Source organism: Mycetocola manganoxydans, from assembly GCF_003667545.1.
Lineage (GTDB): Bacteria > Actinomycetota > Actinomycetes > Actinomycetales > Microbacteriaceae > Mycetocola_A > Mycetocola_A manganoxydans.
Genome location: NZ_RCUV01000012.1, coordinates 23,955 through 48,205, shown reverse-complemented (window position 1 = coordinate 48,205; position 24,251 = coordinate 23,955). Strand labels below are relative to the sequence as shown.

Genomic DNA, 24,251 nt, shown 5'->3' with positions numbered 1-24,251 from the left:
TCGCCGGCCCAAAGTAGCGTGGAACCATGGCTACGACTAGCAAATCGTCCAGCCGCGGTCGGGGCACGTCGGCGCGCGGAGGAAACTCGAGCGCCACCAAGGCGACGACCAAGACAACGCCGGCAAAAACGGCGACGGCAAAGACCACCAAACTCCCGGCAACGAAGACCGTGGCGTACCCGGCAGCGGAGACTCCCGAGAACGTTTTCGTCAAGATGTGGCTGGGCCTCGCCCACCTCGCCGGCGGAACCGCTCGCGCCTTCGGGCCGGAACGGTTCAGCAAGGAGGAGCGCCGCGACGGCATCCCCTTCCTGATCCTTCTCCTGTCGATCGTCGGCATGGTGGTGCAGTGGTTCGGCGTCAACAACGAGGTGGCCCAGAACCTCAACAACTTCACCTTCGGCGGTATCTTCGGCCGACTGGCGTTCGCTCTTCCCGTCGTGATGCTGCTGCTCGCGATCTGGCTGTTCCGCCACCCGAGTTCGGTCAACGACAACGGCCGGATCGGCATCGGCCTCATTCTCGCTCTCGTCGCGACATCCGGTCTCTGTCACGCGTTCGGCGGTCAGCCCAGCCCCAGTGAGGGGATGCCGGCTCTCGCGGTTGCCGGGGGACTGGTCGGCTGGATCGTCGGGGCGCCTCTCGTCGCCTTGACTACCCAGATCGGCGCGGCGATCATCCTGTCGCTCGTGTTGTTGCTGAGCGTCTTCATCATCACCAAGACCCCGCCGAACAAGATCGGCTCTCGCCTCCGTCAGCTGTATGCCTGGACCTTCGGTACCGAGCTGCCTACCGAAGAGGAGCGCGAAGCCGCGAAGCTCGAGCGCACCAAACAGGTCGAACTCGACGGCATCGACGGCGACGAGTCCGACGATGAATCGCTGCCGTGGTGGCGACGCAACAAGGGCCAGCGCGAGGTCGACCCCGCCTTCGATTCAGCGATCGAAGCCAACGACATGGACGAACTTCTCGGCGGCCCTGCCCGCGGCAACGGTGAATTCGACTCGGCGCTCGAGGGCCAGGACCTCGACATGTTCGGGAACCCGATCGACGACGAGGCGATGACGGAGGTCATCGGCGACCTTTCCGCCGCCGAGGCAGCGCTCGGTGCATACGAGAACGCCGCAGAGCCCACCTCCGGTCTCCACGACGACGGCCCCAACGCAGAGACCGATGTGCTCCCCGGCATGGAGGGCCTGGGACTGATGGGCGACACCAGCCCGCAGAAGATGGCGCGACCCACGGCGCCCGTAGCGCCGTACCGGTTGCCGTCCGCATCCACCCTCGGCGCTGGAGACCCCGCGAAGACCCGCTCGGCTGCGAACGATGACGTCGTGGCTGCCGTCACGAGCGTGCTCCAGCAGTTCAAGGTCGACGCGAAGGTCACCGGGTTCTCCCGCGGCCCGACCGTCACGCAGTACGAGATCGAAGTCGGTCCCGGCGTGAAGGTCGAGCGCATCACAGCGCTCACCAACAACATCGCATACGCCGTCGCCTCGAACGAAGTCCGCATTCTCGCGCCGATCCCCGGCAAGAGCGCCATCGGTGTCGAAATCCCCAACACCGACCGTGAGATCGTCACGCTCGGCGACGTGTTGCGCTCCGCGAACGCGACGAAGAGCGTTCACCCGATGACCATCGGTGTCGGCAAGGACGTCGGGGGAGGGTTCGTCGTTGCGAACCTCGCCAAGATGCCTCACCTCCTCGTCGCCGGATCCACCGGTTCCGGAAAGTCCAGCTTCATCAACTCGATGATCACGAGCCTGCTCATGCGGGCGAAGCCTAGCGACGTCCGCATGGTGCTCATCGACCCGAAGCGCGTCGAGCTCACCTCGTATGCCGGGGTTCCGCACCTCATCACGCCCATCATCACCAACCCGAAGAAAGCGGCAGAAGCGCTGCAGTGGGTGGTGAAGGAGATGGACATGCGGTACGACGACCTCGCCAGCTTCGGCTTCCGCCACATCGACGACTTCAACAAGGCCGTCATCAACGACGAGATCGTGCTTCCCGCGGGCAGCGAACGGCAGCTCAAGCCGTACCCGTACCTGCTTGTCGTCGTCGATGAGCTCGCCGACCTCATGATGGTCGCGCCGCGTGACGTCGAGGACTCGATCGTCCGGATCACCCAGCTCGCGAGAGCATCCGGCATCCACCTCGTTCTCGCGACGCAGCGTCCGTCCGTCGACGTCGTCACCGGTCTGATCAAGGCCAACGTGCCGTCACGCCTCGCGTTCGCCGTGACGAGCGTCACCGACTCGCGTGTCATCCTCGACCAGCCGGGCGCAGACAAGCTCATCGGCCAGGGCGACGGGCTGTTTCTCCCGATGGGAACGAACAAGGCCATCCGCGTGCAGGGCGCCTGGGTTTCAGAGACCGAGATCGAGAAGGTCGTCAAGCACGTCACCCAGCAGGCGCGGCCGGAGTACCGCAAGGATGTCGCCGCCGTTGTCGAGAAGAAAGAGGTCGACGCTGACATCGGTGACGACCTCGACCTGCTGCTCGCGGCGACGGAGCTCGTCGTCGGTACCCAGTTCGGTTCCACGTCGATGCTCCAGCGCAAGCTGCGCGTCGGCTTCGCCAAGGCCGGTCGTCTGATGGACCTCATGGAGTCCCGCGAGATCGTCGGCCCGTCCGAAGGTTCGAAGGCGCGCGACGTTCTCGTCACCGCAGAACAGCTGCCGGGGCTTCTCGCGAAGCTCAAGGGTGAGGACGGACCAGCGTTCGCGCCGTCGACGACGGACGATCGCTACGCCGGAGACAAGGTCGAGGAGCAGTTCGCCGGTTACGATGAGGAGGAGGGCGACTCCGACGAGGACGCCTGGCAACTCACCGGCAAGGACTAGATCATGGCTTCCTCCAGCGCCGCGCAGCCGCGCTCCGCCAATCTCAACCTGCCGAATACGATCACCGTCGTTCGCATCCTGCTCGCTCCCGTCTTCGTCTGGATGCTGCTGGCCGACGGGGGCGCGGACGGTGGGCTCCGCTGGGCCGCGGCTGCCCTGTTCGTCCTCGCCATCGCGACCGACGGAATCGACGGCGCCATCGCGCGCCGGTACGGCCTCGTCACCGACCTCGGCAAGCTCCTCGACCCGATCGCCGACAAAATCCTCACCGGCGGAGCGCTCATCGCCCTGTCGATCCTCGGCGAACTGCCGTGGTGGGTCACCGCCATCGTCCTCGTGCGTGAACTCGGTATCACCGTGCACCGGATGATCGTCGCGACCGACCATGTTGTCGCCGCCGCGTGGATGGGCAAGCTCAAGACCCTTGCCCAGGCCATCGCGATCTCGATGGCGCTCGCACCGCTCTACCTCGTCGTCGGCGAGTGGGTGTTCTGGCTGAACGGTGCCCTCATGAGCGTCGCTGTCGCGCTGACCGTCGCCAGCGGCATCGACTATGTGATCACAGCGGCGAAGGCCGGCAGGCGGAGATGACTTCCGCCGGCGGGCGCGAGGCGGATCGAACAGCCGCGTTGATTCGCCACCTCACCGCGCGAGGATTGACCCTCGGGGTGGCCGAGTCGCTGACCGGGGGACTGCTCGCGGCCGAACTCATCCGGCCGGCGGGGGCATCCGCTGTCGTTCGCGGGGGCGTCGTGGCATACGCGACAGAGGTCAAGGCATCCGTGCTGGGCGTGAACCGGGATCTCCTCGCCGAACACGGCCCTGTTCATCCGCAGGTCGCCGAGCAGATGGCGGCGGGGGTGCGCCGCGTCCTGAGCGTCGACGGGCGTGAGGCGGACATCGGAATCTCGACAACGGGGGTCGCCGGCCCGGACCCCCAGGCGGGCAAGCAACCGGGCACGGTCTACCTCGGCCTCTCGATGGCCGGTGGAACGAGATCGATCGGGCTGACCCTTTCGGGAACGCGGGATGCCATCCGGCGCGACACCGTGACATCCGCCATCGATTACCTGCTCGCGATCACCGGGGCAGGGTCGGGAAGCGCCTGATCGAAACGTATGTGATCGCTGCGGAATACGACGGCGGCAATCCGCGTTGGGCATGACAGATTCACAAGAAAAGATCAGTCAGCAACACTAAGGTTTGTATCTGGATCGGTGTAGTAATGTTGCCATCCACAGACTTACCCGGCGGTGAGACTGACCGGCAGAGAAGGAGGGGTCAAATGATACTTGTTCGTCAAGAAATCGGCGACGTGCTTCGTGACTTCCGGCTGCAAAAAGGGCGGACTCTTCGCCAGGTTGCAAGCAAAGCGAGCGTGGCTCTTGGCTACCTCAGCGAAGTCGAGCGCGGACAGAAAGAAGCATCGAGCGAGATTCTCGCTTCGGTCGCTGAAGCACTCGAAACGCCCATATCGGTGATCATGCGTGAGGTCGGAGATCGCCTCGCTGTCCTCGAAGGCATCGACCCCATCCCCGACACGGTCCCGGACGAATTCGTCGCCGAGCTGGATGCGAACCTCGTACGCCAGTAACGACAAGAGTCGATACCCCGGAGTGCTCTGGCGCTCCGGGGTATTTCTCTGTTTGGCGCCAGTACGCTTGATTGCGTGAAACTCAGCGAATTCTGGACGGCCATGACCACCGAGTTCGGTGGCGCGTATGGGCGCGTTCTCGCCAGCGACCTCGTCCTGCGCGAGCTGGGTGGCCGGACGGCGAAAGAAGCGCTGGCCGCGGGTGAGTCCCCGCGGACCGTCTGGCTGGCCCTGTGCCGCGAGACGGATGTTCCGGTCGAGCGACGCCACGGTGCCGGAGTGCCGCCGCCCCGCGATTGACCTGGGCGGTCGCCCGCAGCGAGCGAAATTGACTTCGACACGCCGAGCGACGTCTCTCGAACATCTGTTCGGATTGGGTTAGGCTCCTTCACAAGGGCCCTTCGGGTTCGTTTACTCCACTGTTTTCCTCCTCCCGATATCAATGTCGGGGGTGCACAATACAGTCGAGAACGTTCCTGACAGACGCTCCCAGCCTTGTCACAGCACCGGAATCCACCGGGCGCGACAGCCTACAGGCGCACCGATATCGACAGAGAAAGAGGCATGACATGCCATCACCAGAAAACCGCGAGAAGTCCCTCGAGACCGCGCTCGCGCAGATCGACCGCCAGTTCGGCAAAGGTTCCGTCATGCGCCTCGGGAGCGATGAACGCGCCCCTGTCGCTGTCATCCCCACCGGATCCATCGCGCTCGACGTCGCGCTCGGCGTCGGAGGGCTCCCTCGTGGCCGGATCGTCGAGATCTACGGGCCTGAGTCGTCGGGTAAGACGACACTCACCCTCCACGCCATCGCCAACGCGCAGAGGGCGGGCGGCATCGCTGCCTTCATCGACGCCGAGCACGCACTCGACCCCGAGTACGCCAAGAAGCTCGGCGTCGACATCGACGCCCTCCTGGTGTCGCAGCCAGACACCGGTGAGCAGGCCCTCGAGATCGCCGACATGCTCGTACGCTCGGGTTCCATCGACCTCATCGTGATCGACTCCGTCGCCGCTCTCGTGCCTCGTGCCGAGATCGAGGGCGAGATGGGTGACTCCCACGTCGGGCTCCAGGCACGACTGATGTCGCAAGCCCTCCGCAAGCTCACCGGTGGGCTGAGCCAGACAAACACCACCATGATCTTCATCAACCAGCTGCGCGAGAAGATCGGCGTCTTCTTCGGCAGCCCGGAGACCACGGCCGGCGGTAAGGCACTCAAGTTCTACGCCTCGGTCCGGCTCGACATCCGCCGGATCGAAACGCTCAAAGACGGTACGGATGCCGTCGGTAACCGCACACGCGTCAAGGTCGTCAAGAACAAGATGGCCCCTCCGTTCAAGCAAGCCGAGTTCGACATCCTCTACGGCGTCGGCATCTCCCGCGAGGGAAGCCTCATCGACTTCGGTGTCGAGCACCTCATCGTCAAGAAGTCGGGCTCCTGGTACACCTACGACGGCGAACAGCTGGGGCAGGGTAAGGAGAACTCGCGCAACTTCCTCCTCACCAACCCCGACATTGCCAACGAGATCGAACACAAGATCAAGGTCAAGCTCGGCATCGGCGGCGCCGTCGCCGCACCGGAGGCCGCTGTCGAGGCCCCCGTCACTGGCAAGGCCGCCAAGGCTGCCGCTGACCAGCTCGCCGCGCGGCGCGGCGCGTAGGGCGGTCGCAGATGGTCCGGTTTCTTGACCCCGACGACGACTCGACGGAGAACGGTGGAGACCGGATCGCGCCGGTGACCTACCTCCCAGGCGCGGCGCGGGAGCCTGACGCTCCCGTCGCCGAGCCGCAGGCAGAGCCCGAGGCGGTCGAAGCTGCCCTGGTGCGGAAGCTCGCGCGCCGAGCGCTCAGCGAAGCCGAGGTACTCGCCTTCGGCATGGATGAAGGTCTCGACGCCTCCCAGGCCAATGCGGTGCTCGATCGCCTGCGCGACCTCGGTTACGTCGATGATCACGTGCTGGCCGAGCAGTTGAAGCACGCGTTGTACGAGCGCAAAGGCCAGAGCAAATCCGTGGTCGGTCGAGCGATGGCCGGGCGGTCGATTCCGCGCGACGTGATCGACGAGGTACTCGACGACATCGACTCAGGCGACGAGTTGAGCGCCGCGACCGAGCTCGCCGCGAAGCGAGCATCGCAGCTCAGCGGTCTCGACAAGCAGACTCTCGAGCGCCGGCTCGTTGGATTCCTTGCGCGGCGGGGGTACCCGGGCAATATCGTTCGGGAGGCTATTGCTCCGCTCCTGACCGGGCGGTCCAGCGCCTCCGCGTCGACGGTGCGGTTCCGCTGACACGTCTGTCTGAACCCGACCCGACCCGGCCTGTGTCGATCACTCGTGATCGACACAGGCCGGTCTTCGTATCGACACGACAACACCGGCAGGTGTCCGTCGCCCGGTCCGCCGGGCGAACGTAGACTGGAACGATCATGAGCACGCTGCAGGAACTCCCCACCGTCATTCCGGCGTCAGCCGCCGCCATCGACGGGTCAGGGCGAGCACGAACCTACGAAGTCCGCACTTACGGGTGCCAGATGAATGTGCATGACTCGGAACGCCTGGGCGGCTCACTCGACGCCGCCGGGTACGTCAAAGCCGACGGGGTCGAGCCGGACGTCGTCGTCATCAACACGTGCGCCGTGCGCGAGAACGCCGACAACAAGCTCTACGGGAACCTCGGCTACCTGGCTTCGGTCAAGAAGCGTCACGCGGGCATGCAGATCGCCGTCGGTGGCTGCCTCGCCCAGAAAGACAAGAACGTCATCCTCGAGAAGGCACCGTGGGTGGATGTCGTTTTCGGCACCCACAACATGGGCTCACTGCCGAGCCTGCTCGAACGGGCTCGCCACAACGACGAAGCCCAGATCGAGATCCTCGATTCCCTGGAGACGTTCCCGTCGACGCTCCCCACCAAACGTGAATCGACCTACAGCGGCTGGGTGTCCATCTCGGTCGGCTGCAACAACACCTGCACCTTCTGCATCGTGCCCGCTCTGCGTGGCAAAGAGAAGGACCGGCGCCCGGGCGAGATTCTCGCCGAGATCCAGGCCCTCGTCGACGACGGAGCGATCGAAGTCACCCTGCTCGGCCAGAACGTCAACTCTTACGGCGTCGAATTCGGCGACCGGCAGGCATTCTCGAAACTGCTTCGCGCGGCCGGCGCCATCCCGGGACTGGAACGCATTCGCTTCACCAGCCCTCACCCCGCTGCGTTCACCGACGACGTCATCGATGCCATGGCCGAGACGCCCAGCGTCATGCCCCAGCTGCACATGCCGCTTCAATCCGGCTCCGACCGCATCCTGAAGGCGATGCGCCGCTCGTACCGCAGCGAGAAATTCCTCGGGATCCTCGACCGGGTCCGGGAACGGATGCCGCACGCGGCGATCTCGACGGACATCATCGTCGGGTTCCCCGGCGAGACGGAGGAAGACTTCCAGGAGACTCTGCGCGTCGTCGAAGCGAGCCGCTTCGCGACCGCGTTCACCTTCCAGTACTCGATCCGTCCAGGCACGCCTGCGGCCACGATGCCCGACCAGGTCCCGAAGGCGGTCGTCCAGGAACGCTACGAACGGCTGACCGCGCTGCAGGACCGGATCAGCCTTGAAGAGAACCAGGGCGTGATCGGACGCGAGGTCAACCTGCTCGTCGCCGTCGGTGAAGGCAAGAAGGACGCCGCAACGCACCGCATGTCCGGCCGTGCCGAAGACTCGCGGCTCGTGCACTTCGACGTACCCGCCGGTTCCGAGATCCCGCGTCCCGGAGACGTCGTGACCGTCCGAGTGAGCCAGGCCGCACCGTTCTACCTCATCGCAGACACAATCGACGGCGCACCACTGCGCGTGCGCCGGACGACCGCCGGTGATGCCTGGGACCGCGCCCAGGCCGAGTCCTGCGGTGTGCCCGCCACCCCATCCGCGACGCCCGGCCGGGTGTCGCTCGGGTTGCCGTCCCTGCGCGTCGGTCCGCCGGCATCCGTTGCCGGCGCTACCACCCCGATCTACGACGCGTTGGACGGTCAGCGCTGAACCCGTCGCCCGGTGCCGAAGTGATCTGCATCATCGGCCCAACCGGCACCGGAAAATCCGAGCTCTCGCTCACTCTCGCCGAGCGCCTGGCGCGTGCGGGGCGTCCGGCTGAGATCGTCAACGCCGACGCGATGCAGCTGTACCGCGGAATGGACATCGGCACCGCGAAACTTTCCCCCGAAGAACGCCGCGGCATCCCCCACCACATGCTCGACGTGCTCGACGTCACGACCGAATCGACCGTCGCGGGCTACCAGGCGGATGCCCGGGCAGCGGTCGAGGACATCATCGCGCGGGGCTCCACCCCGATCCTCGTCGGAGGCAGCGGGCTGTATGTCGCGAGCGTGATCTACGACTTCCAGTTCCCGGCATCCGACAAGGCGGTGCGCGCGCGGCTCGAGGCGGAACTGGAGTCTCACGGACCCGGTGAACTCTTCCGCCGCCTCTCCGCCCTGGACGCGGACGTCGCGGCACGGATCGGTTCGCAGAACACGCGCAGGCTCGTGCGCGCCCTCGAGGTCGCCGAGCTCACCGGGTCGCCCGTCGCCGGGATGCTGCCCGAGGCTCCGGTCTACTGGCGGCCGACACGCATCCTCGGGTTGCGTGCGCCCAGGGACCAGCTTGTCGCCCGCCTCGATGAGCGGGTCGAGCGGATGTGGAGCGCCGGCCTTCTCGACGAAGTCCGCGGCCTCGTGCCGCAGGGAATTGAGCAAGGCGTCACCGCATCCAGAGCGATCGGATACGCGCAGGCGCTGCGACAGCTCGCCGGGACGGCGACAGAAGCCGAAGCGATCGACGAGACGCAGCAGTTGACGCGCAGGTATGCCCGCAGGCAGGTGAGCTGGTTCCGGCGTTACGCCGACATCGTCTGGCTCGACTACGACGCGGCCGACCTCGGAGACGCTGCCGAGGCATCCGTCACCGGCTAGCGAACCCTAGACTCGAGCCATGGCATTCACGCTCCCGTTCACCAAAGGCCACGGCACCGGCAATGACTTCGTTCTCTACGCTGACCCGGATGGCAGGATACCGCTGAGCGTGGAGCAGATCGCCGCGATTTGTGACCGGCACTTCGGCGTCGGCGCCGATGGTGTCATCCGCGCCGTGCGTTCACGGAACCTCGAAGCGGGTGCCGCCGCACTCGCCGAGGACGAGAACGCCGAGTGGTTCATGGATTACCACAACGCGGACGGGTCGATCGCGGAGATGTGCGGAAACGGCATCCGCGTCTTCGTTCGCTACCTGCTCGACCAGGGCCTTGTGGAACTCGAGTCGGGTGACACCCTCGCCATCGGCACACGTGCCGGTGTGCGCGACGTGCAGCGGTCGACGAACGGATTCCAGGTCGATCTCGGCCGGTGGACGCTCGACGGGGGAGAGCCACTCGTGCGCGCCAAGGAGCTCAAGGTCGCCCGGCCGGGGCTCGGGATCAATGTCGGCAACCCGCACGTCGTCGTCGCCCTCGCCGATGAGAGCGAGCTGGCGTCCGCAGACCTCAGCTACGTTCCGCGGATCGAACCGGAACCCATCGATGGAGCCAACGTCGAGTTCGTCGTGCCGCACGACCCGCTCGTGACCGACGGGATCGGCCGCATCACGATGCGCGTGCATGAACGGGGGAGCGGTGAGACCCTGTCCTGTGGAACCGGAGTGGCCGCCGCCGCCCTGGCGACGCGGCACTGGGCCGGCTCATCCGCCCCGAACGCCTGGCGCGTCGACGTGCCAGGAGGAACCCTCGGGGTACGAATGTTCGCCACCCAGGACGGTGAGCACGTGGGGCTCAGTGGCCCGGCCGACCTCGTCTACACCGGGACGCTCGAACTGGGCTGAGGTCAGTCGGCGTGCCGGGAGGCGCGCAGGACGCGGTAGCCCTTGCTGATCGCTTCGCGCGTCACGTCGAGATCGCTCCCGAACTGCTCCTGCAGCCAGCGATGGAGGCTGTCCGCGCCGAGGTTCTTCTGCACGACGAGCCAGGCGTCCGAACCAGGGGTGAGCCGGGGGAGCCAGTGTTCGAGCATCTCGTGCAGGGCCTGCTTACCGATGCGGATCGGCGGGTTCGACCAGATCGAGTCAAACAGGAGGCCGCCGGGAACCTGGTCGGGAAGTACAGCTTTGACGTTGGTCAGTCCGAGCTTCTCGGCATTCATCCGAACGAGTTCGAGCGAGCGCTCGTTGACGTCCACGGCCCACACCGTGGCATCCGGCGATGCGAAAGCGATGGTGAACGCGATCGGTCCCCAGCCGCAACCGAGGTCGAGGATGTTGCCCGTCGCGGGAGGACGCGGCGTCTCGCTGAGGAGCACCTGGGTGCCCTGGTCGATCCGGGCCGGGCTGAAGATGCCGTTGGCGGTCGTGAGCTCACGCTCCTCGCCTGCGAGGTGCACCGTGACGGTCCGCAGCTTGAGCTCGGTCCCGGGCACGCCGGTGAAATAGTGTTCGCTGGCCATACCCGAACGTTACTCGACCGCACGGGTTAGGGTTAACACTGATGACATCTCAGAGCGACACCCCAGACCTCACCGAAGGCGACGACGCCGTGGCCCGCGTGCTCAAAAACGCTGAGACGCGTGCGTCCGGTTATGCACTTTTCGGAGCGGGCAGGGCCGAGGCGCTCGACGCCGACAGCGGCGCCCGCGACGATGACAACCACGATGGCGAGCAGTTCGACCGCGAAGACCGTCAGGCACTCCGCCGTGTCCGCGGTCTCTCGACAGAGCTCGAAGACGTCACCGAGGTCGAATACCGACAGCTCCGGATCGAGAATGTGGTGCTCATCGGCATCTACTCGCAGGGTTCCCTGCAGGAAGCTGAAAACTCCATTCGCGAACTCGCCGCCCTGGCAGAGACCGCCGGCGCCGTCGTCCTCGACGGAATGCTCCAGCGCCGCCCGACTCCTGACCCGAGCACCTACCTCGGCAAGGGCAAGGCGGAAGAGCTGCGTGGCATCGTGGCCGCGCTCGGCGCAGACACCGTGATCGCCGACACCGAGCTCGCACCCAGCCAGCGTCGTGCGCTCGAGGACGTCGTCAAGGTCAAGGTGATCGACCGCACGGCCGTCATCCTCGACATCTTCAGCCAGCACGCGAAGAGCCGCGAGGGTAAGGCGCAGGTCGAACTTGCCCAGCTCGAGTACCTCCTCCCGCGCCTTCGCGGTTGGGGTGACTCGATGTCCAGGCAGGCCGGTGGTCAGGTCGGTGGAGCCGGAGCCGGTATGGGTTCCCGCGGTCCGGGTGAAACGAAGATCGAGCTCGACCGCCGCCGGATCCACACCCGGATGGCGAAGCTGCGCAAGCAGATCAAGGGCTTCGGCCCCGCACGTGAGGCGAAGCGCGCCAACCGCCACCGTTTCGAGGTGCCATCCGTCGCGATCGCCGGGTACACCAACGCCGGTAAGTCAAGCCTGCTCAATCGGATCACCAAGGCGGGAGTTCTCGTCGAGAACTCCCTGTTCGCGACGCTGGACGCAACGGTCCGCCGCACCGCGACCGAGGACGGCCGGCTCTACACGATCTCCGACACCGTCGGCTTCGTGCGCAATCTGCCGCACCAGCTCGTCGAAGCGTTCCGCTCCACCCTGGAAGAGGTCGCGGAATCGGATGTCATCGTGCACGTCGTCGACGGGTCGCACCCCGATCCTGCTGCCCAGTTGATGACCGTCCGCGACGTCATCGGCGATGTCGGTGCCCGTGACATCCCTGAGCTCGTCGTCTTCAACAAGAGCGACCTCGTCAGCGAGGACGACCGGCTGTTGCTGCGCGGCCTCGAGCCGAACGCGATCTTCGCCTCAGCGCGCACAGGGGAGGGGATTGACGAGATCCTCACCGCGCTCGGAACCCTTCTGCCGAGCCCGTCGATCGAGCTCGACCTCCTCGTACCGTACGACAGGGGAGACGTCATCTCGATGCTGCACCGCCGGGGGCGGGTGGATCACCTCGACTACCTCGAGGAAGGCACCCACGTGCGCGCGATGGCATCCGAGGAACTTGCCGCGCAGGTCGCGGAGTTCACCCGCCGGGGCTGACGCCTCCGCGGCGCATTGTGTGTGTCGCTCGGTCGGTTTCGGCTGTTCGCGCGGCTGCCCGGTCAGTCTTGGTCGAGATTCGGCGCCGGTTGTAGCCAGAATCGACCGGGCAGGGATGCCGGATGCCGCGTGGCGCGTCGTTCCCGTTACTTGTCGGCCGGAGTCCCGATACGGATCAGGTTTCCGCTCGGGTCGACGATGGCGAACTCGATCATCCCGTAATCGGTGACGACTGGCGGGACGATCCGACTGCCGGTGGCACGGTTGCCGACGACGAGTTCGCGCCACTCATCGAACTGGGCGTTCGCGTCATCGACGTAGAGGTAGCACATCGACGCCGTCGTGAGGGGGTCGACGCCGGGCTCCGATGAGAAGTGCAGCTCAAGTGATCCGCGTCCGAGGATGAGGTAGTCCCATTCCTCGGGCGGCGCACCACGGTTCTCGAAGCCGAGTCGCTCATAGAAGCCGAGAGTCTCGTTCAAATCGCGACCGGGGAGGATGGGAACGGCGCGCTCGGACATGCCGATCACGATAGTCGCGCCGCTCTCGCGCCGGAAGCGCCGGTATCCGTCGCACGACGAGTGGCGGGTACGGCTAGACCGCGCGGAGAACCGCCACGATCTTGCCGAGGACGTCGGCCTCATCGCCCAGGATCGGTTCGAAGCTCGAGTTGCGGGGGAGCAGCCAGGTGTGGCCGTCGCGCTGGCGGAACACCTTCACGGTCGCTTCGCCGTCGAGCATTGCTGCGACGATGTCTCCGTTCTCGGCCGTCTGCTGCTGACGGACGACAACCCAGTCGCCATCGCAGATCGCGGCGTCGATCATCGACTCACCAGACACTTTGAGCATGAACAGGTCGCCCTTTCCGACGAGCTGCCGGGGGAGCGGGAACACTTCTTCGACCTGCTGGTCTGCCGTGATGGGAACGCCGGCGGCGATCCGGCCGACCAGCGGGACCATGGCGGCGTCACCGACGGGCGTCTGGTTCTCGAAGTCGGTTTCGGCCGACTGGGAGGGCAGGTCGATGAGGATCTCGAGGGCGCGCGGTCGGTTCGGGTCGCGGCGGAGGTATCCGCTGAGCTCGAGTTGGTTGAGCTGGTGTGTGACGCTCGATAGCGAGGCGAGGCCGACGGCGTCACCGATCTCGCGCATGCTCGGCGGATAACCGCGAGAGGTCACCGACCGCTGGATCACGTCGAGAATGGCCAGCTGCTTCTCGCTCAGGTTCTTGCGGCGACGTGTGGTCGGCTTCTCGGCAAGCACACGCTTGGGCTTCGCCGAAGCAGCAGCGCTCCCGGTAGTTGCAGCGGCATCCCTCTTGTTGAGCGTCATGTCACTCCCGTCTGGCGGGCGGGGCCGGCCAATGTCAGTGGTCGCTGGTTGAGTTTCAACCAGTAGTCAAACCCTAGCTTCGGAGTCGACTGGCAACAAACATTTGTTCGAGTGTGTCGGCACTCTTTTCAAAGAAAGTCCGAATATGGGGTTGAATGTTCGAACAATCGAATATATATTCGGAACACAGCTTCGTATCCGGCTCCCCCGGCCGGGAGTCGGATACGAATACTCCGAAGCAGCACAGCACCGCAAACAGCACAGCATCGTCAGCACGCAGGAGGCACACACCATGAGCACAGCAGTCATCACACCGATCCGCCCGGCACTTTCGTCCCGATCGGCAGCGATGCGACCGACGCCCGTCGCTCCGTCCCGCCAGTCAGGCTCGCAGACGCAATCCCGGCCGGCGACCAAAATGCGCCTCACGCGTCGCGGACGAGTGGTCTTCACCTCTCTCGCGGCAGCGCCCCTCGTCGGCATCGCCGCCTGGCTCGGGGTCAACGCCCTGCCGGCTGTCGCAAACTCCACCTCAAGCACGGTCGTCTTCGAGTACGAGACCATCGAGTCGGGGCAGTCCCTCTGGCAGCTCGCAGCAACCGTTGCACCCGAGTCTGACCCCCGCGACGTCATCGCCGACATCATGCGTCTCAACCAGCTCGACACCTCTACCGTGTCTCCCGGCCAGCGCATCGCGATCCCCGAGCAGTACGCGAACTGAGTCTCTGACGCGGCGGGCAGTGGCCCTGCCGGCCGCCGGTAAACTTACCGGGTGAGTTCTCTCGAGTCCCTGCCCATCCGCGACGACCTTCGCGGCAAGACGCCCTACGGGGCTCCCCAGAAGAGCGTGCCTGTCGCGCTCAACGTGAACGAGAACACTCATGCGATCCCCGAAGAGGTCGCTCGCGACATCGTCACCTCGCTGGCGTCTGCGGTGCTCGGGGCCAACAGGTACCCCGACCGCGAGTTCAGCACACTGCGCGACAGCCTCGCGCACTACCTCGGGCACGGCCTCACGCGGGACAACATCTGGGCGGCCAACGGATCCAACGAAGTGCTCCAGCAGGTCCTCCAGGCCTTCGGTGGACCCGGTCGTTCCCTCCTGGGTTTCGTTCCCACCTATTCGATGTACTCGCTTCTGGCATCGGGGACCGGTACCGCCTGGATCGGCGCCGAACGCGACCCTGAGTACGAGCTCTCACCGGCTACTGCGGCGGCTGCTGTCGCCGAGGCCCAGCCCGACATCGTGTTCCTTTGCTCTCCGAACAATCCGACGGGTACACCGCTGTCACTCGAGACGATCGCTGCGGTCTACGACGCGACCGACGGGATCGTCGTCGTCGACGAGGCCTACGTCGAGTTCGCACCCCATGACATCCCGAGCGCTTTGACGCTTCTCCCCGGACGAGACCGCCTCCTCATCTCCCGCACAATGAGCAAGGCGTTCGCGTTTGCCGGCGTCCGCGTCGGCTACCTCGCGGCAGACCCGGCCGTGACGGATGCTCTCCGTCTGGTCCGCCTGCCCTACCACCTCTCCGCGCTGACGCAGGCGGCAGCAACGGCGGCGTTGTTGCACAGCACGGCCATGCTTGCCATGGTGGACGACATCCGTGTGCAGCGGGACCGGATCAGCGCCGGCCTCACGGAGCTCCGATTTCACCCGTACCGCAGCCACAGCAACTTCGTTCTGTTCGGGGGAGTGGAGAACCCGCACGCCCTGTTCGAGGCATTACTCGAGCGCGGCATCCTGATTCGTGACATCGGGCTCCCAGGGCAGCTGCGGGTGACCGCAGGAACCGAGGCCGAGACCACCGCATTCCTCGACGCCATGGCCGCGATAGGCTCGAAGCCATGAACTCCGTAGAGCGCACAGCGCACGTCCAGCGTGAGACGAGCGAGTCGACCATCGACCTCGCGATCAACCTCGATGGCACGGGCACGAGCGACATCCACACGACGGTGCCGTTCTTTGATCACCTGCTGACGGCATTCGCGAAGCACTCGCTCACCGACCTCACCGTGCGGGCCAGCGGAGACACTGACATCGACGTGCACCACACGGTCGAAGACATCGGCATCGCCCTCGGCCAGGCCATCCGGCAGGCGCTCGGCACCAAGGAGGGCATCTCACGGTACGGCGACGCTCTCGTGCCGCTCGACGAAGCCCTTGTGCAGGCGGTCGTCGACATCTCCGGACGCCCCTACCTCGTGCACTCCGGCGAGCCGGCGGGGTTCGAATTCCACCTCATCGGCGGTCACTTCACCGGTTCCATGGTGCGCCACGTCTTCGAGGCCATCAGCTACAACGCCGCGCTCACCGTTCACGTCCGCGTGCTCGGCGGACGCGACCCGCACCACATCGCCGAAGCGGAATTCAAGGCGTTCGCCCGTGCATTCCGGCAGGCCAAGGCGTTCGACGCCGAGGTGACCGGTATCCCCTCTACAAAGGGTGCCCTGTGAGCAGCGGCTCCACCCCGAGTGTCGTCGTCCTCGACTACGGCAGCGGCAACGTGCACTCCGCCGTCAAGGCTCTCGAAGCCGCGGGCGCGTCGGTCGAACTGACCGGCAATCGCGCCCGCGCCCTCGAAGCCGACGGGCTCCTCGTGCCAGGAGTCGGCGCGTTCAGCGCAGTGATGGAACAACTCCGTTCGTCGCGTGCCGCTGAAGTCATCGACCGCAGGCTCGCCGGCGGTCGCAAAGTGCTCGGCATTTGCGTCGGCATGCAGGTGATGTTCGAACAGGGCGTCGAACGAGGGCTCGAAACCGAGGGCCTCGGCGAATGGCCAGGCACCGTGGCCGAGCTCGACGCCCCGGTATTGCCTCACATGGGCTGGAACACCGTCGACGCTCCCGAAGACTCCGTGCTGTTTCGCGGACTCCGCGACGAGCGTTTCTACTTCGTGCACTCCTACGCCGCTCAAGACTGGACGCTCGACGTGACCCCACCGTTCCCCGCACCCCGGGTGACCTGGGCCGAACACGGCACCCGGTTCATCGCCGCCGTCGAGAACGGCCCCCTTTCCGCTACCCAGTTCCACCCCGAAAAATCGGGGGATGCCGGGATCCGGCTTCTCAAGAACTGGGTCGCCTCCCTCTCCACCGACTGACGTTCATCTTCTGCGGCACCCCGTTGCCACACCCGAGCAAACAACAAGGACAACCATGAGTGAGTTCAACACGACCCCGAAGCTCGTCCTGCTTCCTGCGGTCGACGTCGCCGACGGCAAGGCCGTGCGCCTGACGCAGGGCGAAGCCGGCACCGAAACCAACTACGGTGACCCGGTCGACGCCGCTGCGGACTGGGCGAACCAGGGGGCCGAGTGGATTCACCTCGTCGACCTTGACGCCGCTTTTGGGCGTGGCAACAACGCCGGCGTGATCCGCAAGGTGATCAAGCAGGTCCGCGGCGTCAAGGTGGAGCTGTCCGGCGGCATCCGTGATGATGCCTCGCTCGAAGCGGCTCTCGCCACCGGTGCGAAGCGCATCAACCTCGGAACCGCCGCGCTCGAGAACCCCGAGTGGGCGGCCAACGTCATCGGCCAGTACGGCGAGGCCGTTGCCGTCGGCCTCGACGTCCGCGGCACCACGCTCGCCGCGCGCGGCTGGACCCGCGACGGCGGAGACCTGTGGACGGTCATCGACCGGCTCGAGCAGGCCGGCTGCGCCCGTTACGTCGTCACTGACGTGACCAAGGACGGCACACTGCAGGGCCCAAACCTCGACCTGCTCCGCCAGGTCCTCGAGCGGACCAACCGGCCGGTCGTCGCGTCCGGCGGTGTGTCGAGCCTCGACGACCTCGTTGCGTTGCGGTCGCTCGTCCCGCTCGGACTCGAGGGTGCGATTGTCGGGAAGGCACTCTACGCGGGCGCCTTCACGCTCGCTGAGGCGCTGGATGTCGCATCCGACTAACCCAGCGGACTCCGCCGGCCAGCCGTGGGAGGGTCGCTCATTCGGCGACCACACCCCGTCCACCGATGACGGGTCGGCGCCCCGGCCGCTGATCGATGCGCTTGAACGGTTCCACAGCGGCAACGCCGGAGAAGCGGATGTCGTCGACGCGTTCCGCGCGTCCCGCCTCTTGATCCCGCTGGTCGCGCACGCCGGCGACGTCGGCGTCGGCCCGAACGGCCAGAAGGTCGACAAGACGCAAGAGCTGTCCATCGTCACCGTCGGCGGGCCGGACGGACGCAACGTCCTTCCCGTGTTCTCCTCGGTCGACGCCCTGTCGGCGTGGAACCCGAGAGCGAGACCGGTGCCAGCCGACGGCATCCGTGTCGCACTCGCGGCGGCGAGCGAGAACACCGACCTCGTCGTGCTCGACCCGACGAGTCCGACCGAATTCGCGATCCGGCGGCCAGCACTGTGGGCGATCGCGCAATCGCAGCCCTGGGCGCCCGGCTACCTCGACCCGGATGTTCTCGACGCGTTCCTCACGAGCGTCACGTCGGAACTCGCGGTCCTCAACGTCCGGCTCGCGGCGGGAGACCCCGCCGCCAGGCTCGGCGGACCGGAAGTGGTCGTGCGACTGGAACTCGTTGACGGTCTCACCCGGGCGGAGCTCGACACGACGCTCAACCGGCTGGCGCAACGCTGGGCGGCCAGCGACGTGATCGCCACCCGCGTGGATTCGCTCCGCGTGAAGCTCGAAGCGTCGGCCTGATCCGCAGCGAGGGAGCGGCATCCGTCCTTGACCTGACCGCTGCAGCGTGGTCCGATGGGAGAGCTCGGAAGGAGCCCCATGCCCGGTGCAACAGGCCACGTCGTCCGGAGAACGTCAGAGGTCGTCGAACTTGCGCTCACCCGGACGTTCGACGCGACAGCCGCAGACGTGTGGGCGAGCCTCACCGATCCGGGAAGAACCGCAGGATGGCTCGGCCCGTGGCGGGGCGAACCGGGCGTCGGCCGCACCGTCGAACTCCGGATGTCGTTCGAAGAGGGCGATGCATGGAGCACCGTCCACATCGAGGCGTGCGAACCCGAGAAGCGACTGCGGGTGATCGTGTCTGATGACCCCCAGGAGGACGACTGGGTGCTCGAGGCACGACTGGAGGAGCATGCCGGGCAGACCGAACTGACCTTCGTGCACGCGCTCGCGGATGCCGCCGTCGCGGAATCGAGCGGACCGGGCTGGGAGTACTACCTCGACATGCTCGTTGCCTCGCGCGCAGGAGTCCCGCTCCCTGACTGGGACGATTACTACCCGGCGCAGGTCGCCCACTACGCCGCGGAAGTCGCGCGGGTCTCGAAAGGGTAACCTCCCGATTGCGGGATGCCTGCGGCAACCTGGCTGCGCCATACTGACGACATGACGCACGATACTTCAGCTCCTGTCCGGCGGAACCTTCTCCTCCTTTTCGTCGCGATCGCGGTCCTCGTCATCGTCGCGCTCGCCATCGTGTTCACGCGGGGCGAACCGGAGGTGCTCGATGAGTCCACTCCTGAGGGTGTCGTGCAGCGGTATGCCGCAGCGGTGCTGGATGGCGATGACGATGAAGCGCTCAACTGGCTTTCGGACGACGCGCGTGAGGAATGCGGGACAACACAGAGCGTCACAAGCGATCTGAGGGTCGCCCTGATCTCCACCGATGTTCGTGAGAACTCAGCGGATGTCCGGGTGCAGATCAGCCAGAACGGCAGTGGACCGTTCGGGAGCGAATACAGCTACGAGGAAGACGTCAAACTGACGCGGGAAGGCGGCGACTGGCGCATCGAGGTTGCGCCGTGGGAACTGACGATCTGCCTGATGGACGGTGAGATCCGATGACCGTCAGCGCACCATACGAGCCGGCGACAGGGTCATCGGCAGGGCAGACCATTCGACGTGTCATCGTCTACTCGCTGCTCTTCGCCCTCGTCATCATTGCGGCGACCGGTCTGCAGGGCCTTCTCGCTCTCGTCCTCGAACCGGATACGGTAATCGCCGGCGAGAGCACGGGAGCACTCGCACAGTCTCTCGCGTTCACTCTCATCGGTGGCCCCCTCGCGACCTTGCTGTGGTGGGCGTCGTGGCGCCGCCTTTCGGAGCCCGCCGAGCGCGCCGCGCTGACCTGGGGGCTCTACATCTCACTGGCCTCTGTCGTCGCGGTGATCACGGCAACGGTCTCGCTCGTCGGGGTCGTCGCCGCCCTCATCGACGGGGAGTGGGATGGCTCCGCCTGCGCCACGGCTGTGGTGTTCGCGGCGGTGTGGGTGTGGCATCGGTGGATGTGGCGGCATCCGGCGAAAAGCCCCCTCCGGCTCGCGGAGGTACCGGCGGTTCTCGGCGCAGCGTTCGGAATTCTGCTCGGTGCTGGGAGCGCGATCGCGACGCTGGCCGGGATTTTCGATGCAGCGATCATCGATCTCACGGCGGCGCCCACGATTGGCGAGCGGTGGTGGGTGGGAACATTCCAGACCCTGGTCTGGGCGGCCGGGGGACTGCTCGTCTGGGCATGGCACTGGTATCGGGAGGGCGCCCGCACCACGACCACGGGTCTCGCGAACGTCGCACTCATTCTGATCGGCATTCTCCTCGCCGCCCTCGCAACGCTGGGTGGCGTCGGAACCGTTCTCTACGTTGTCCTCCGGCTTCTGCTCGACAGCACCGATCCGATCCGGGTCCTGCTGTCGCCGCTCGGAGTCGCGATTGCCGCCGCACTGATCGGAGCGGTGATCTGGACTTATTCACGCGGGGTCGCCCTGGGCCGCACTCCCGCCGTGAGGCAGGCGAGCATCCTGGCCACCAGCGGTATCGGCCTCGTCGGGGCGGCATCCGGACTCGGTATCGTCGTCAACTCGGCTCTCGGAATCTTCGCGACACGGCTGGCGGGCGATGACCTGCGATCACTGCTCCTCGGAGGCCTGAGCGCTTTGCTCGTCGGGGGAGTCGTGTGGTGGTTCACCTGGCGGCCCTTCCGGCCGACGGATGCCGCCGCGGCGGGAACAGGACGGCGCATCTACCTCATCGCCGTCTTCGGGCTGAGTGCCATCGTTGCGCTCATCACGCTGCTCGTGATCGGGTACCGGTTGTTCGAGTTCTTCCTTCAGGGCGGTGGGAATCTGATCGAGCAGATCCGTGCACCGCTCGGGCTCCTGACGGCGACAGCGCTCGTTGCCGGGTACCACTTCGGTGTCTGGCGGCACGACCGTGCGGATGCCGCTGCGTCCGCGCCCGCCGAACGGTTGCGCACCATCGGCGAGGTGATCCTCGTCACTGCTGCAAACGCCTCACCGCTCGTCGACGTTATCCGGGACCGAACGGGAGCGACCGTGACCGTCTGGCCGACGGCATCTGCGGTGCAGCTGGACGCGGCGTCGCCCGCAGTGGCGGAGCCGTCACCGGATCCGGAGAGTCTGGCTCGTGCCCTCGACGGGGTCACCGGCAGGAGGGTCCTCGTTCTCGCGGGTCCTGCGATGCGCCTCGAGGTCGTGCCGCTGGCGGACTGACGCGCGCCGGCGTCGCTCATCGGTCCCAAATGTCGCTTTCGCGGCCGAAAACCGAACATTGCGGGCCGATGAGTCCAGCAGCCTTCCAGCCGAAGTGAACTGGCAAACGAAGGCGAAGCGGTGTGTGCCGCGTCCAGGGCGTGGACGGGCGTCCACGGGCGGGGACGCGGCGCACGCCGCGGAGCCGTTGGTGGCCTAGTTAACCGGCCCCGTCCACTTCTCTCCCGGCCCCTTACCGATGGGGTCGGGAAGAACGGATGCCTCGCGGAACGCCAGCTGCAGCGAACGCAGTCCGTCACGGAGACTCCGTGCGTGCATGTCGCTGATCTCCGGGGCTCCCGCGGTGATCAGGCCGGCCAGCGCGTTGATGAGCTTGCGCGCCTCATCGAGGTCCTGCTGCGAATCCGGGTCATCGGCGAGCCCGCACTTGACGGCTGCTGCGCTCATGAGGTGGACGGCGGTGGTGGTGATCACCTCGACGGCGCCGACGTCTGCGATGTCGCGTGTGGCATCCGTTGCTGCGTCTTCCACGTTGTCGTAAGGGGATTCGTTAGTGCTCACTGCCAACCTCTGCTAGACTTCTGGACGGCTCCGGGACTTTTGTCCTGGTACGAAAGAGGAAATTTCCCACCCGCGCTTGACCGCTTCACTAAGGTTACCGGGTTGTTGTACTCCGCCGAACGCATGGTTTCATGCCGAGGTAGTCAGGGTACGAGCCGCTGCGATGGTGTTTAACCATCGTGGTTGCAGTGTGGTATTTCTCCTCTCTCGCCCGGTACAGGCATCCGTCTGAATCGGTGGTCACGAGATTTGAGTTAGAGGAGCTACGCATTAGCGATCCCCGTACAAACGACCGTATCCGCGTCCCCGAGGTTCGCCTCGTCGGTCCCGCCGGAGAACAGGTCGGCGTCGTCAAAATCGAGGTGGCACTGCGTCTTGCGCAGGATGCCGAGCTCGATCTGGTTGAGGTCGCCCCGAACTCCAAGCCACCGGTCGCAAAGATCATGGATTACGGCAAGTTCAAGTACGAGGCTGCGCAGAAGGCGAAGGAAGCCAGGCGCAACCAGGCGAACACGATCCTCAAAGAGGTTCGTTTCCGCCTCAAGATCGACAAGCACGACTACGAGACGAAAGTAAAGCGCGCTGAGGGATTCCTCAAGGGTGGCGACAAGGTCAAAGCAATGATCCTGTTCCGCGGCCGTGAGCAGTCCCGCCCCGACCAGGGCGTGCGCTTGCTCCAAAGATTTGCCGAAGATGTGGCGGAGCTGGGCACTGTTGAGTCCGCCCCGACGATCGACGGTCGAAACATGGTCATGGTCATTGGACCTCTGAAGAACAAGTCAGAGGCCAAGGCCGAGGCCAACGCACATCGTGCTGCCGACAAGGCAGCTAAGCAGGAGGAAAACAATGCCTAAGCAGAAGACCCACTCCGGCGCCAAGAAGCGATTCAAGCTCACTGGCTCCGGCAAGATCAAGAAGCAGCAGTCGGGCATGCGTCACAACCTCGAAGTGAAGTCCGGCCAGCGCAAGCGTCGCCTGAACACTGACCAGCTTGTGTCCAAGGCCGACACCAAGAACATCAAGAAGCTTCTCGGTCACTAGACCAGACCCGTTAGGAATATAGACAATGGCAAGAGTAAAAAGGGCGGTAAACGCTCACAAGAAGCGTCGGAAGATCCTCGAGCGGGCTGAGGGTTACCGGGGTCAGCGTTCGCGCCTGTACCGGAAGGCCAAGGAGCAGGTCACCCACTCCATGGTTTACGCGTACCGTGACCGCCGCCAGAAGAAGGGCGACTTCCGTCGTCTCTGGATCCAGCGGATCAACGCGGCATCGCGCGCCAACGGCCTGACCTACAACCGCCTCATCCAGGGTCTTGGTCTTGCCGGCATCGAGGTCGACCGTCGCATCCTCGCTGAACTCGCCGTTCACGAGCCCGCCACGTTCGCCGCCCTCGTCGAGAGCGCGAAGAAGGCCCTCCCGGCCGACACGTCGGCTCCGAAGGCTGACGCAGCAGCGTAGGTTTTTCGCTTCATGCAACGGGTATTCCGCTTCGGCGGGATGCCCGTTGTTGCGTTAACGCGCGAGCCTGTCAGACGCTGCCTCCCGCCGCTCGTAGACTGGGCCTGTGCTTGATAATCCACGTTCTCCGCGCGTCCGATCGGTCGCCAAGCTCGCCAAACGACCCGGTCGTGCCGAGACGGGACTCTTCCTCCTTGAAGGACCTCAGGCCGTCTCCGAGGCGCTAACATTCCGGCCGCAGCTGTTCGTCGAGCTGTTCGCGACGCCGACGGCGCTCGAGCGTTACAGCGACATCGCCGAAAAGGCCGCCGCCGCGAACGTCGAGGTGGAGTTCGTCTCCGAAGAAGTCCTCAACGTGATGAGCGACACCGTCACCCCGCAGGGGTTCATCGCCGTTGCGCACCAGTTCCCGACCTCGATGAAGGACATCTTCGCTGCGGGCCCCAAGCTCATCGCCATCCTCGAGGAGGTGCGCGACCCGGGCAACCTCGGAACGATCATCCGGGCCGCGGACTCAGCGGGGGCGGATGCCGTCATCCTCACCGGTCGCTCGGTGGATCTCTACAACCCCAAGGTCGTCCGTTCGACCACGGGTTCGCTCTTCCACCTGCCGATCGCCGTCGGCGCTGAACTGCCCAACGTGATCCAGCGCGCCCACGCCGCCGGTCTCACCGTTCTCGCCGCCGACGTCAAGGGCACGAGTCTCCTCGATGCGCGTGCAGACGGCACCCTCGCCAAACCGACCGCCTGGTTGTTCGGCAACGAAGCGCACGGTCTCACCGACGAGCAACTGCTCGAAGCGGATGCCGCGGTCACGGTGCCGATCTACGGTCACGCCGAATCCATGAACCTCGCCACGGCGGCATCCGTCTGCCTGTACGAATCGGCGTTCGCGCAGCGTTCCGTCGTCTCCTGACCTCGGACGGGTTTGGTTACAACTGAGTAACGGGAACGGGCGCGTCATGCGCGCGAAACATGGCGTCCCCTACG

The 24,251-nt window shown here is 65.7% G+C and carries 28 protein-coding genes; 24 read left to right on the top strand and 4 right to left on the bottom strand.

The window, feature by feature from the left end:
• Positions 1–26: 26 nt before the first annotated feature.
• The 10 genes from D9V29_RS11125 (at position 27) to dapF (ending at position 10,293) form a co-directional block, all read left to right on the top strand.
• Complete coding sequence (locus tag D9V29_RS11125) at positions 27–2,846, top strand: FtsK/SpoIIIE family DNA translocase (RefSeq protein WP_121673400.1); 2,820 nt, start codon at positions 27–29, stop codon at positions 2,844–2,846.
• Positions 2,847–2,849: 3 nt separating this feature from the next.
• On the top strand, positions 2,850–3,437 hold the full coding sequence (gene pgsA / locus D9V29_RS11120) for a CDP-diacylglycerol--glycerol-3-phosphate 3-phosphatidyltransferase (RefSeq protein WP_121673399.1): 588 nt from the start codon (positions 2,850–2,852) through the stop codon (positions 3,435–3,437).
• Positions 3,434–3,955, top strand: coding sequence for a CinA family protein (locus D9V29_RS11115; protein ID WP_121673398.1), 522 nt, complete (start codon positions 3,434–3,436; stop codon positions 3,953–3,955). The genes pgsA and D9V29_RS11115 overlap by 4 nt, the downstream gene beginning before the upstream one ends.
• Positions 3,956–4,131: 176 nt before the next feature.
• On the top strand, positions 4,132–4,440 hold the full coding sequence (locus tag D9V29_RS11110) for a helix-turn-helix domain-containing protein (RefSeq protein ID WP_121673397.1): 309 nt from the start codon (positions 4,132–4,134) through the stop codon (positions 4,438–4,440).
• 75 nt (positions 4,441–4,515) lie between these two features.
• On the top strand, positions 4,516–4,740 hold the full coding sequence (locus tag D9V29_RS11105; RefSeq protein WP_121673396.1) for a DUF3046 domain-containing protein: 225 nt from the start codon (positions 4,516–4,518) through the stop codon (positions 4,738–4,740).
• A 269-nt stretch (positions 4,741–5,009) separates the two neighbouring features.
• Positions 5,010–6,101: a recombinase RecA gene (gene recA, locus D9V29_RS11100; protein ID WP_121673395.1), complete on the top strand. Its 1,092-nt coding sequence runs from the start codon at positions 5,010–5,012 to the stop codon at positions 6,099–6,101.
• Positions 6,102–6,112: 11 nt separating this feature from the next.
• Positions 6,113–6,727: a regulatory protein RecX gene (locus D9V29_RS11095; RefSeq protein WP_121673394.1), complete on the top strand. Its 615-nt coding sequence runs from the start codon at positions 6,113–6,115 to the stop codon at positions 6,725–6,727.
• Positions 6,728–6,864: 137 nt separating this feature from the next.
• The gene (gene miaB / locus D9V29_RS11090) at positions 6,865–8,463 is read left to right on the top strand and encodes a tRNA (N6-isopentenyl adenosine(37)-C2)-methylthiotransferase MiaB (protein WP_121673393.1); all 1,599 of its coding nucleotides are present in this window, start codon (positions 6,865–6,867) and stop codon (positions 8,461–8,463) included.
• 20 nt (positions 8,464–8,483) lie between these two features.
• Positions 8,484–9,392 carry a tRNA (adenosine(37)-N6)-dimethylallyltransferase MiaA gene (gene miaA, locus D9V29_RS11085; protein ID WP_121673392.1) on the top strand — a complete coding sequence of 303 codons (909 nt, stop codon included), beginning with the start codon at positions 8,484–8,486 and terminating at the stop codon, positions 9,390–9,392.
• A 19-nt stretch (positions 9,393–9,411) separates the two neighbouring features.
• The gene (dapF, locus tag D9V29_RS11080) at positions 9,412–10,293 is read left to right on the top strand and encodes a diaminopimelate epimerase (protein ID WP_121673391.1); all 882 of its coding nucleotides are present in this window, start codon (positions 9,412–9,414) and stop codon (positions 10,291–10,293) included.
• Between the two features lie 2 nt (positions 10,294–10,295).
• On the opposite strand, the gene D9V29_RS11075 is transcribed toward dapF, so the two are convergent.
• Positions 10,296–10,910, bottom strand: a complete 615-nt coding sequence (locus D9V29_RS11075) for a class I SAM-dependent methyltransferase (RefSeq protein WP_121673390.1) — start codon at positions 10,908–10,910, stop codon at positions 10,296–10,298.
• A gap of 41 nt (positions 10,911–10,951) precedes the next feature.
• Here D9V29_RS11075 and hflX point away from each other — a divergent pair, with 41 nt between their 5' ends.
• Positions 10,952–12,484 carry a GTPase HflX gene (gene hflX / locus D9V29_RS11070; RefSeq protein ID WP_121673389.1) on the top strand — a complete coding sequence of 511 codons (1,533 nt, stop codon included), beginning with the start codon at positions 10,952–10,954 and terminating at the stop codon, positions 12,482–12,484.
• A gap of 146 nt (positions 12,485–12,630) precedes the next feature.
• On the opposite strand, the gene D9V29_RS11065 is transcribed toward hflX, so the two are convergent.
• Both D9V29_RS11065 and lexA read right to left on the bottom strand, forming a co-directional pair.
• Positions 12,631–13,005: a bleomycin resistance protein gene (locus tag D9V29_RS11065; RefSeq protein ID WP_121673388.1), complete on the bottom strand. Its 375-nt coding sequence runs from the start codon at positions 13,003–13,005 to the stop codon at positions 12,631–12,633.
• A gap of 73 nt (positions 13,006–13,078) precedes the next feature.
• Positions 13,079–13,816: a transcriptional repressor LexA gene (gene lexA / locus D9V29_RS11060; RefSeq protein ID WP_229790536.1), complete on the bottom strand. Its 738-nt coding sequence runs from the start codon at positions 13,814–13,816 to the stop codon at positions 13,079–13,081.
• 292 nt (positions 13,817–14,108) lie between these two features.
• Here lexA and D9V29_RS11055 point away from each other — a divergent pair, with 292 nt between their 5' ends.
• The 9 genes from D9V29_RS11055 (at position 14,109) to D9V29_RS11015 (ending at position 21,241) form a co-directional block, all read left to right on the top strand.
• The gene (locus D9V29_RS11055; RefSeq protein ID WP_121673475.1) at positions 14,109–14,537 is read left to right on the top strand and encodes a LysM peptidoglycan-binding domain-containing protein; all 429 of its coding nucleotides are present in this window, start codon (positions 14,109–14,111) and stop codon (positions 14,535–14,537) included.
• A gap of 51 nt (positions 14,538–14,588) precedes the next feature.
• Positions 14,589–15,671 (top strand): histidinol-phosphate transaminase, encoded by a 1,083-nt coding sequence (locus D9V29_RS11050; RefSeq protein WP_121673387.1) that lies wholly within the window; start codon positions 14,589–14,591, stop codon positions 15,669–15,671.
• Positions 15,668–16,276, top strand: coding sequence for an imidazoleglycerol-phosphate dehydratase HisB (gene hisB, locus D9V29_RS11045; RefSeq protein ID WP_121673386.1), 609 nt, complete (start codon positions 15,668–15,670; stop codon positions 16,274–16,276). Before D9V29_RS11050 ends, hisB begins: the two co-directional genes overlap by 4 nt.
• Positions 16,273–16,923 carry an imidazole glycerol phosphate synthase subunit HisH gene (hisH, locus tag D9V29_RS11040; protein WP_121673385.1) on the top strand — a complete coding sequence of 217 codons (651 nt, stop codon included), beginning with the start codon at positions 16,273–16,275 and terminating at the stop codon, positions 16,921–16,923. Before hisB ends, hisH begins: the two co-directional genes overlap by 4 nt.
• A gap of 55 nt (positions 16,924–16,978) precedes the next feature.
• Positions 16,979–17,725 carry a bifunctional 1-(5-phosphoribosyl)-5-((5-phosphoribosylamino)methylideneamino)imidazole-4-carboxamide isomerase/phosphoribosylanthranilate isomerase PriA gene (gene priA, locus D9V29_RS11035; RefSeq protein WP_121673384.1) on the top strand — a complete coding sequence of 249 codons (747 nt, stop codon included), beginning with the start codon at positions 16,979–16,981 and terminating at the stop codon, positions 17,723–17,725.
• Positions 17,709–18,476 (top strand): SseB family protein, encoded by a 768-nt coding sequence (locus tag D9V29_RS11030; protein ID WP_121673383.1) that lies wholly within the window; start codon positions 17,709–17,711, stop codon positions 18,474–18,476. The genes priA and D9V29_RS11030 overlap by 17 nt, the downstream gene beginning before the upstream one ends.
• A 78-nt stretch (positions 18,477–18,554) precedes the next feature.
• Positions 18,555–19,070 carry an SRPBCC family protein gene (locus D9V29_RS11025; protein ID WP_121673382.1) on the top strand — a complete coding sequence of 172 codons (516 nt, stop codon included), beginning with the start codon at positions 18,555–18,557 and terminating at the stop codon, positions 19,068–19,070.
• Positions 19,071–19,121: 51 nt separating this feature from the next.
• Positions 19,122–19,580 (top strand): LpqB family beta-propeller domain-containing protein, encoded by a 459-nt coding sequence (locus D9V29_RS11020; protein ID WP_121673474.1) that lies wholly within the window; start codon positions 19,122–19,124, stop codon positions 19,578–19,580.
• The gene (locus D9V29_RS11015; protein WP_121673381.1) at positions 19,577–21,241 is read left to right on the top strand and encodes a DUF5671 domain-containing protein; all 1,665 of its coding nucleotides are present in this window, start codon (positions 19,577–19,579) and stop codon (positions 21,239–21,241) included. The genes D9V29_RS11020 and D9V29_RS11015 overlap by 4 nt, the downstream gene beginning before the upstream one ends.
• Before the next feature lie 195 nt (positions 21,242–21,436).
• Here the strand turns inward: D9V29_RS11015 and D9V29_RS11010 are convergent, their stop codons facing one another.
• The gene (locus D9V29_RS11010) at positions 21,437–21,802 is read right to left on the bottom strand and encodes a DUF1844 domain-containing protein (protein ID WP_183084991.1); all 366 of its coding nucleotides are present in this window, start codon (positions 21,800–21,802) and stop codon (positions 21,437–21,439) included.
• A 236-nt stretch (positions 21,803–22,038) separates the two neighbouring features.
• On the opposite strand from D9V29_RS11010, the gene infC reads away from it, so the two are divergent.
• The 4 genes from infC to D9V29_RS10990 all read left to right on the top strand — a co-directional run bounded on the left by infC (position 22,039) and on the right by D9V29_RS10990 (position 24,177).
• Entirely contained in the window at positions 22,039–22,656 is a 618-nt protein-coding gene (infC, locus tag D9V29_RS11005) for a translation initiation factor IF-3 (protein ID WP_121673379.1), read from the top strand.
• Positions 22,649–22,843, top strand: a complete 195-nt coding sequence (rpmI, locus tag D9V29_RS11000; RefSeq protein WP_108390634.1) for a 50S ribosomal protein L35 — start codon at positions 22,649–22,651, stop codon at positions 22,841–22,843. Before infC ends, rpmI begins: the two co-directional genes overlap by 8 nt.
• 25 nt (positions 22,844–22,868) lie before the next feature.
• Positions 22,869–23,261: a 50S ribosomal protein L20 gene (gene rplT / locus D9V29_RS10995; protein WP_121673378.1), complete on the top strand. Its 393-nt coding sequence runs from the start codon at positions 22,869–22,871 to the stop codon at positions 23,259–23,261.
• A 106-nt stretch (positions 23,262–23,367) separates the two neighbouring features.
• Complete coding sequence (locus tag D9V29_RS10990) at positions 23,368–24,177, top strand: TrmH family RNA methyltransferase (protein ID WP_121673377.1); 810 nt, start codon at positions 23,368–23,370, stop codon at positions 24,175–24,177.
• The last annotated feature ends 74 nt before the right edge of the window (positions 24,178–24,251 follow it).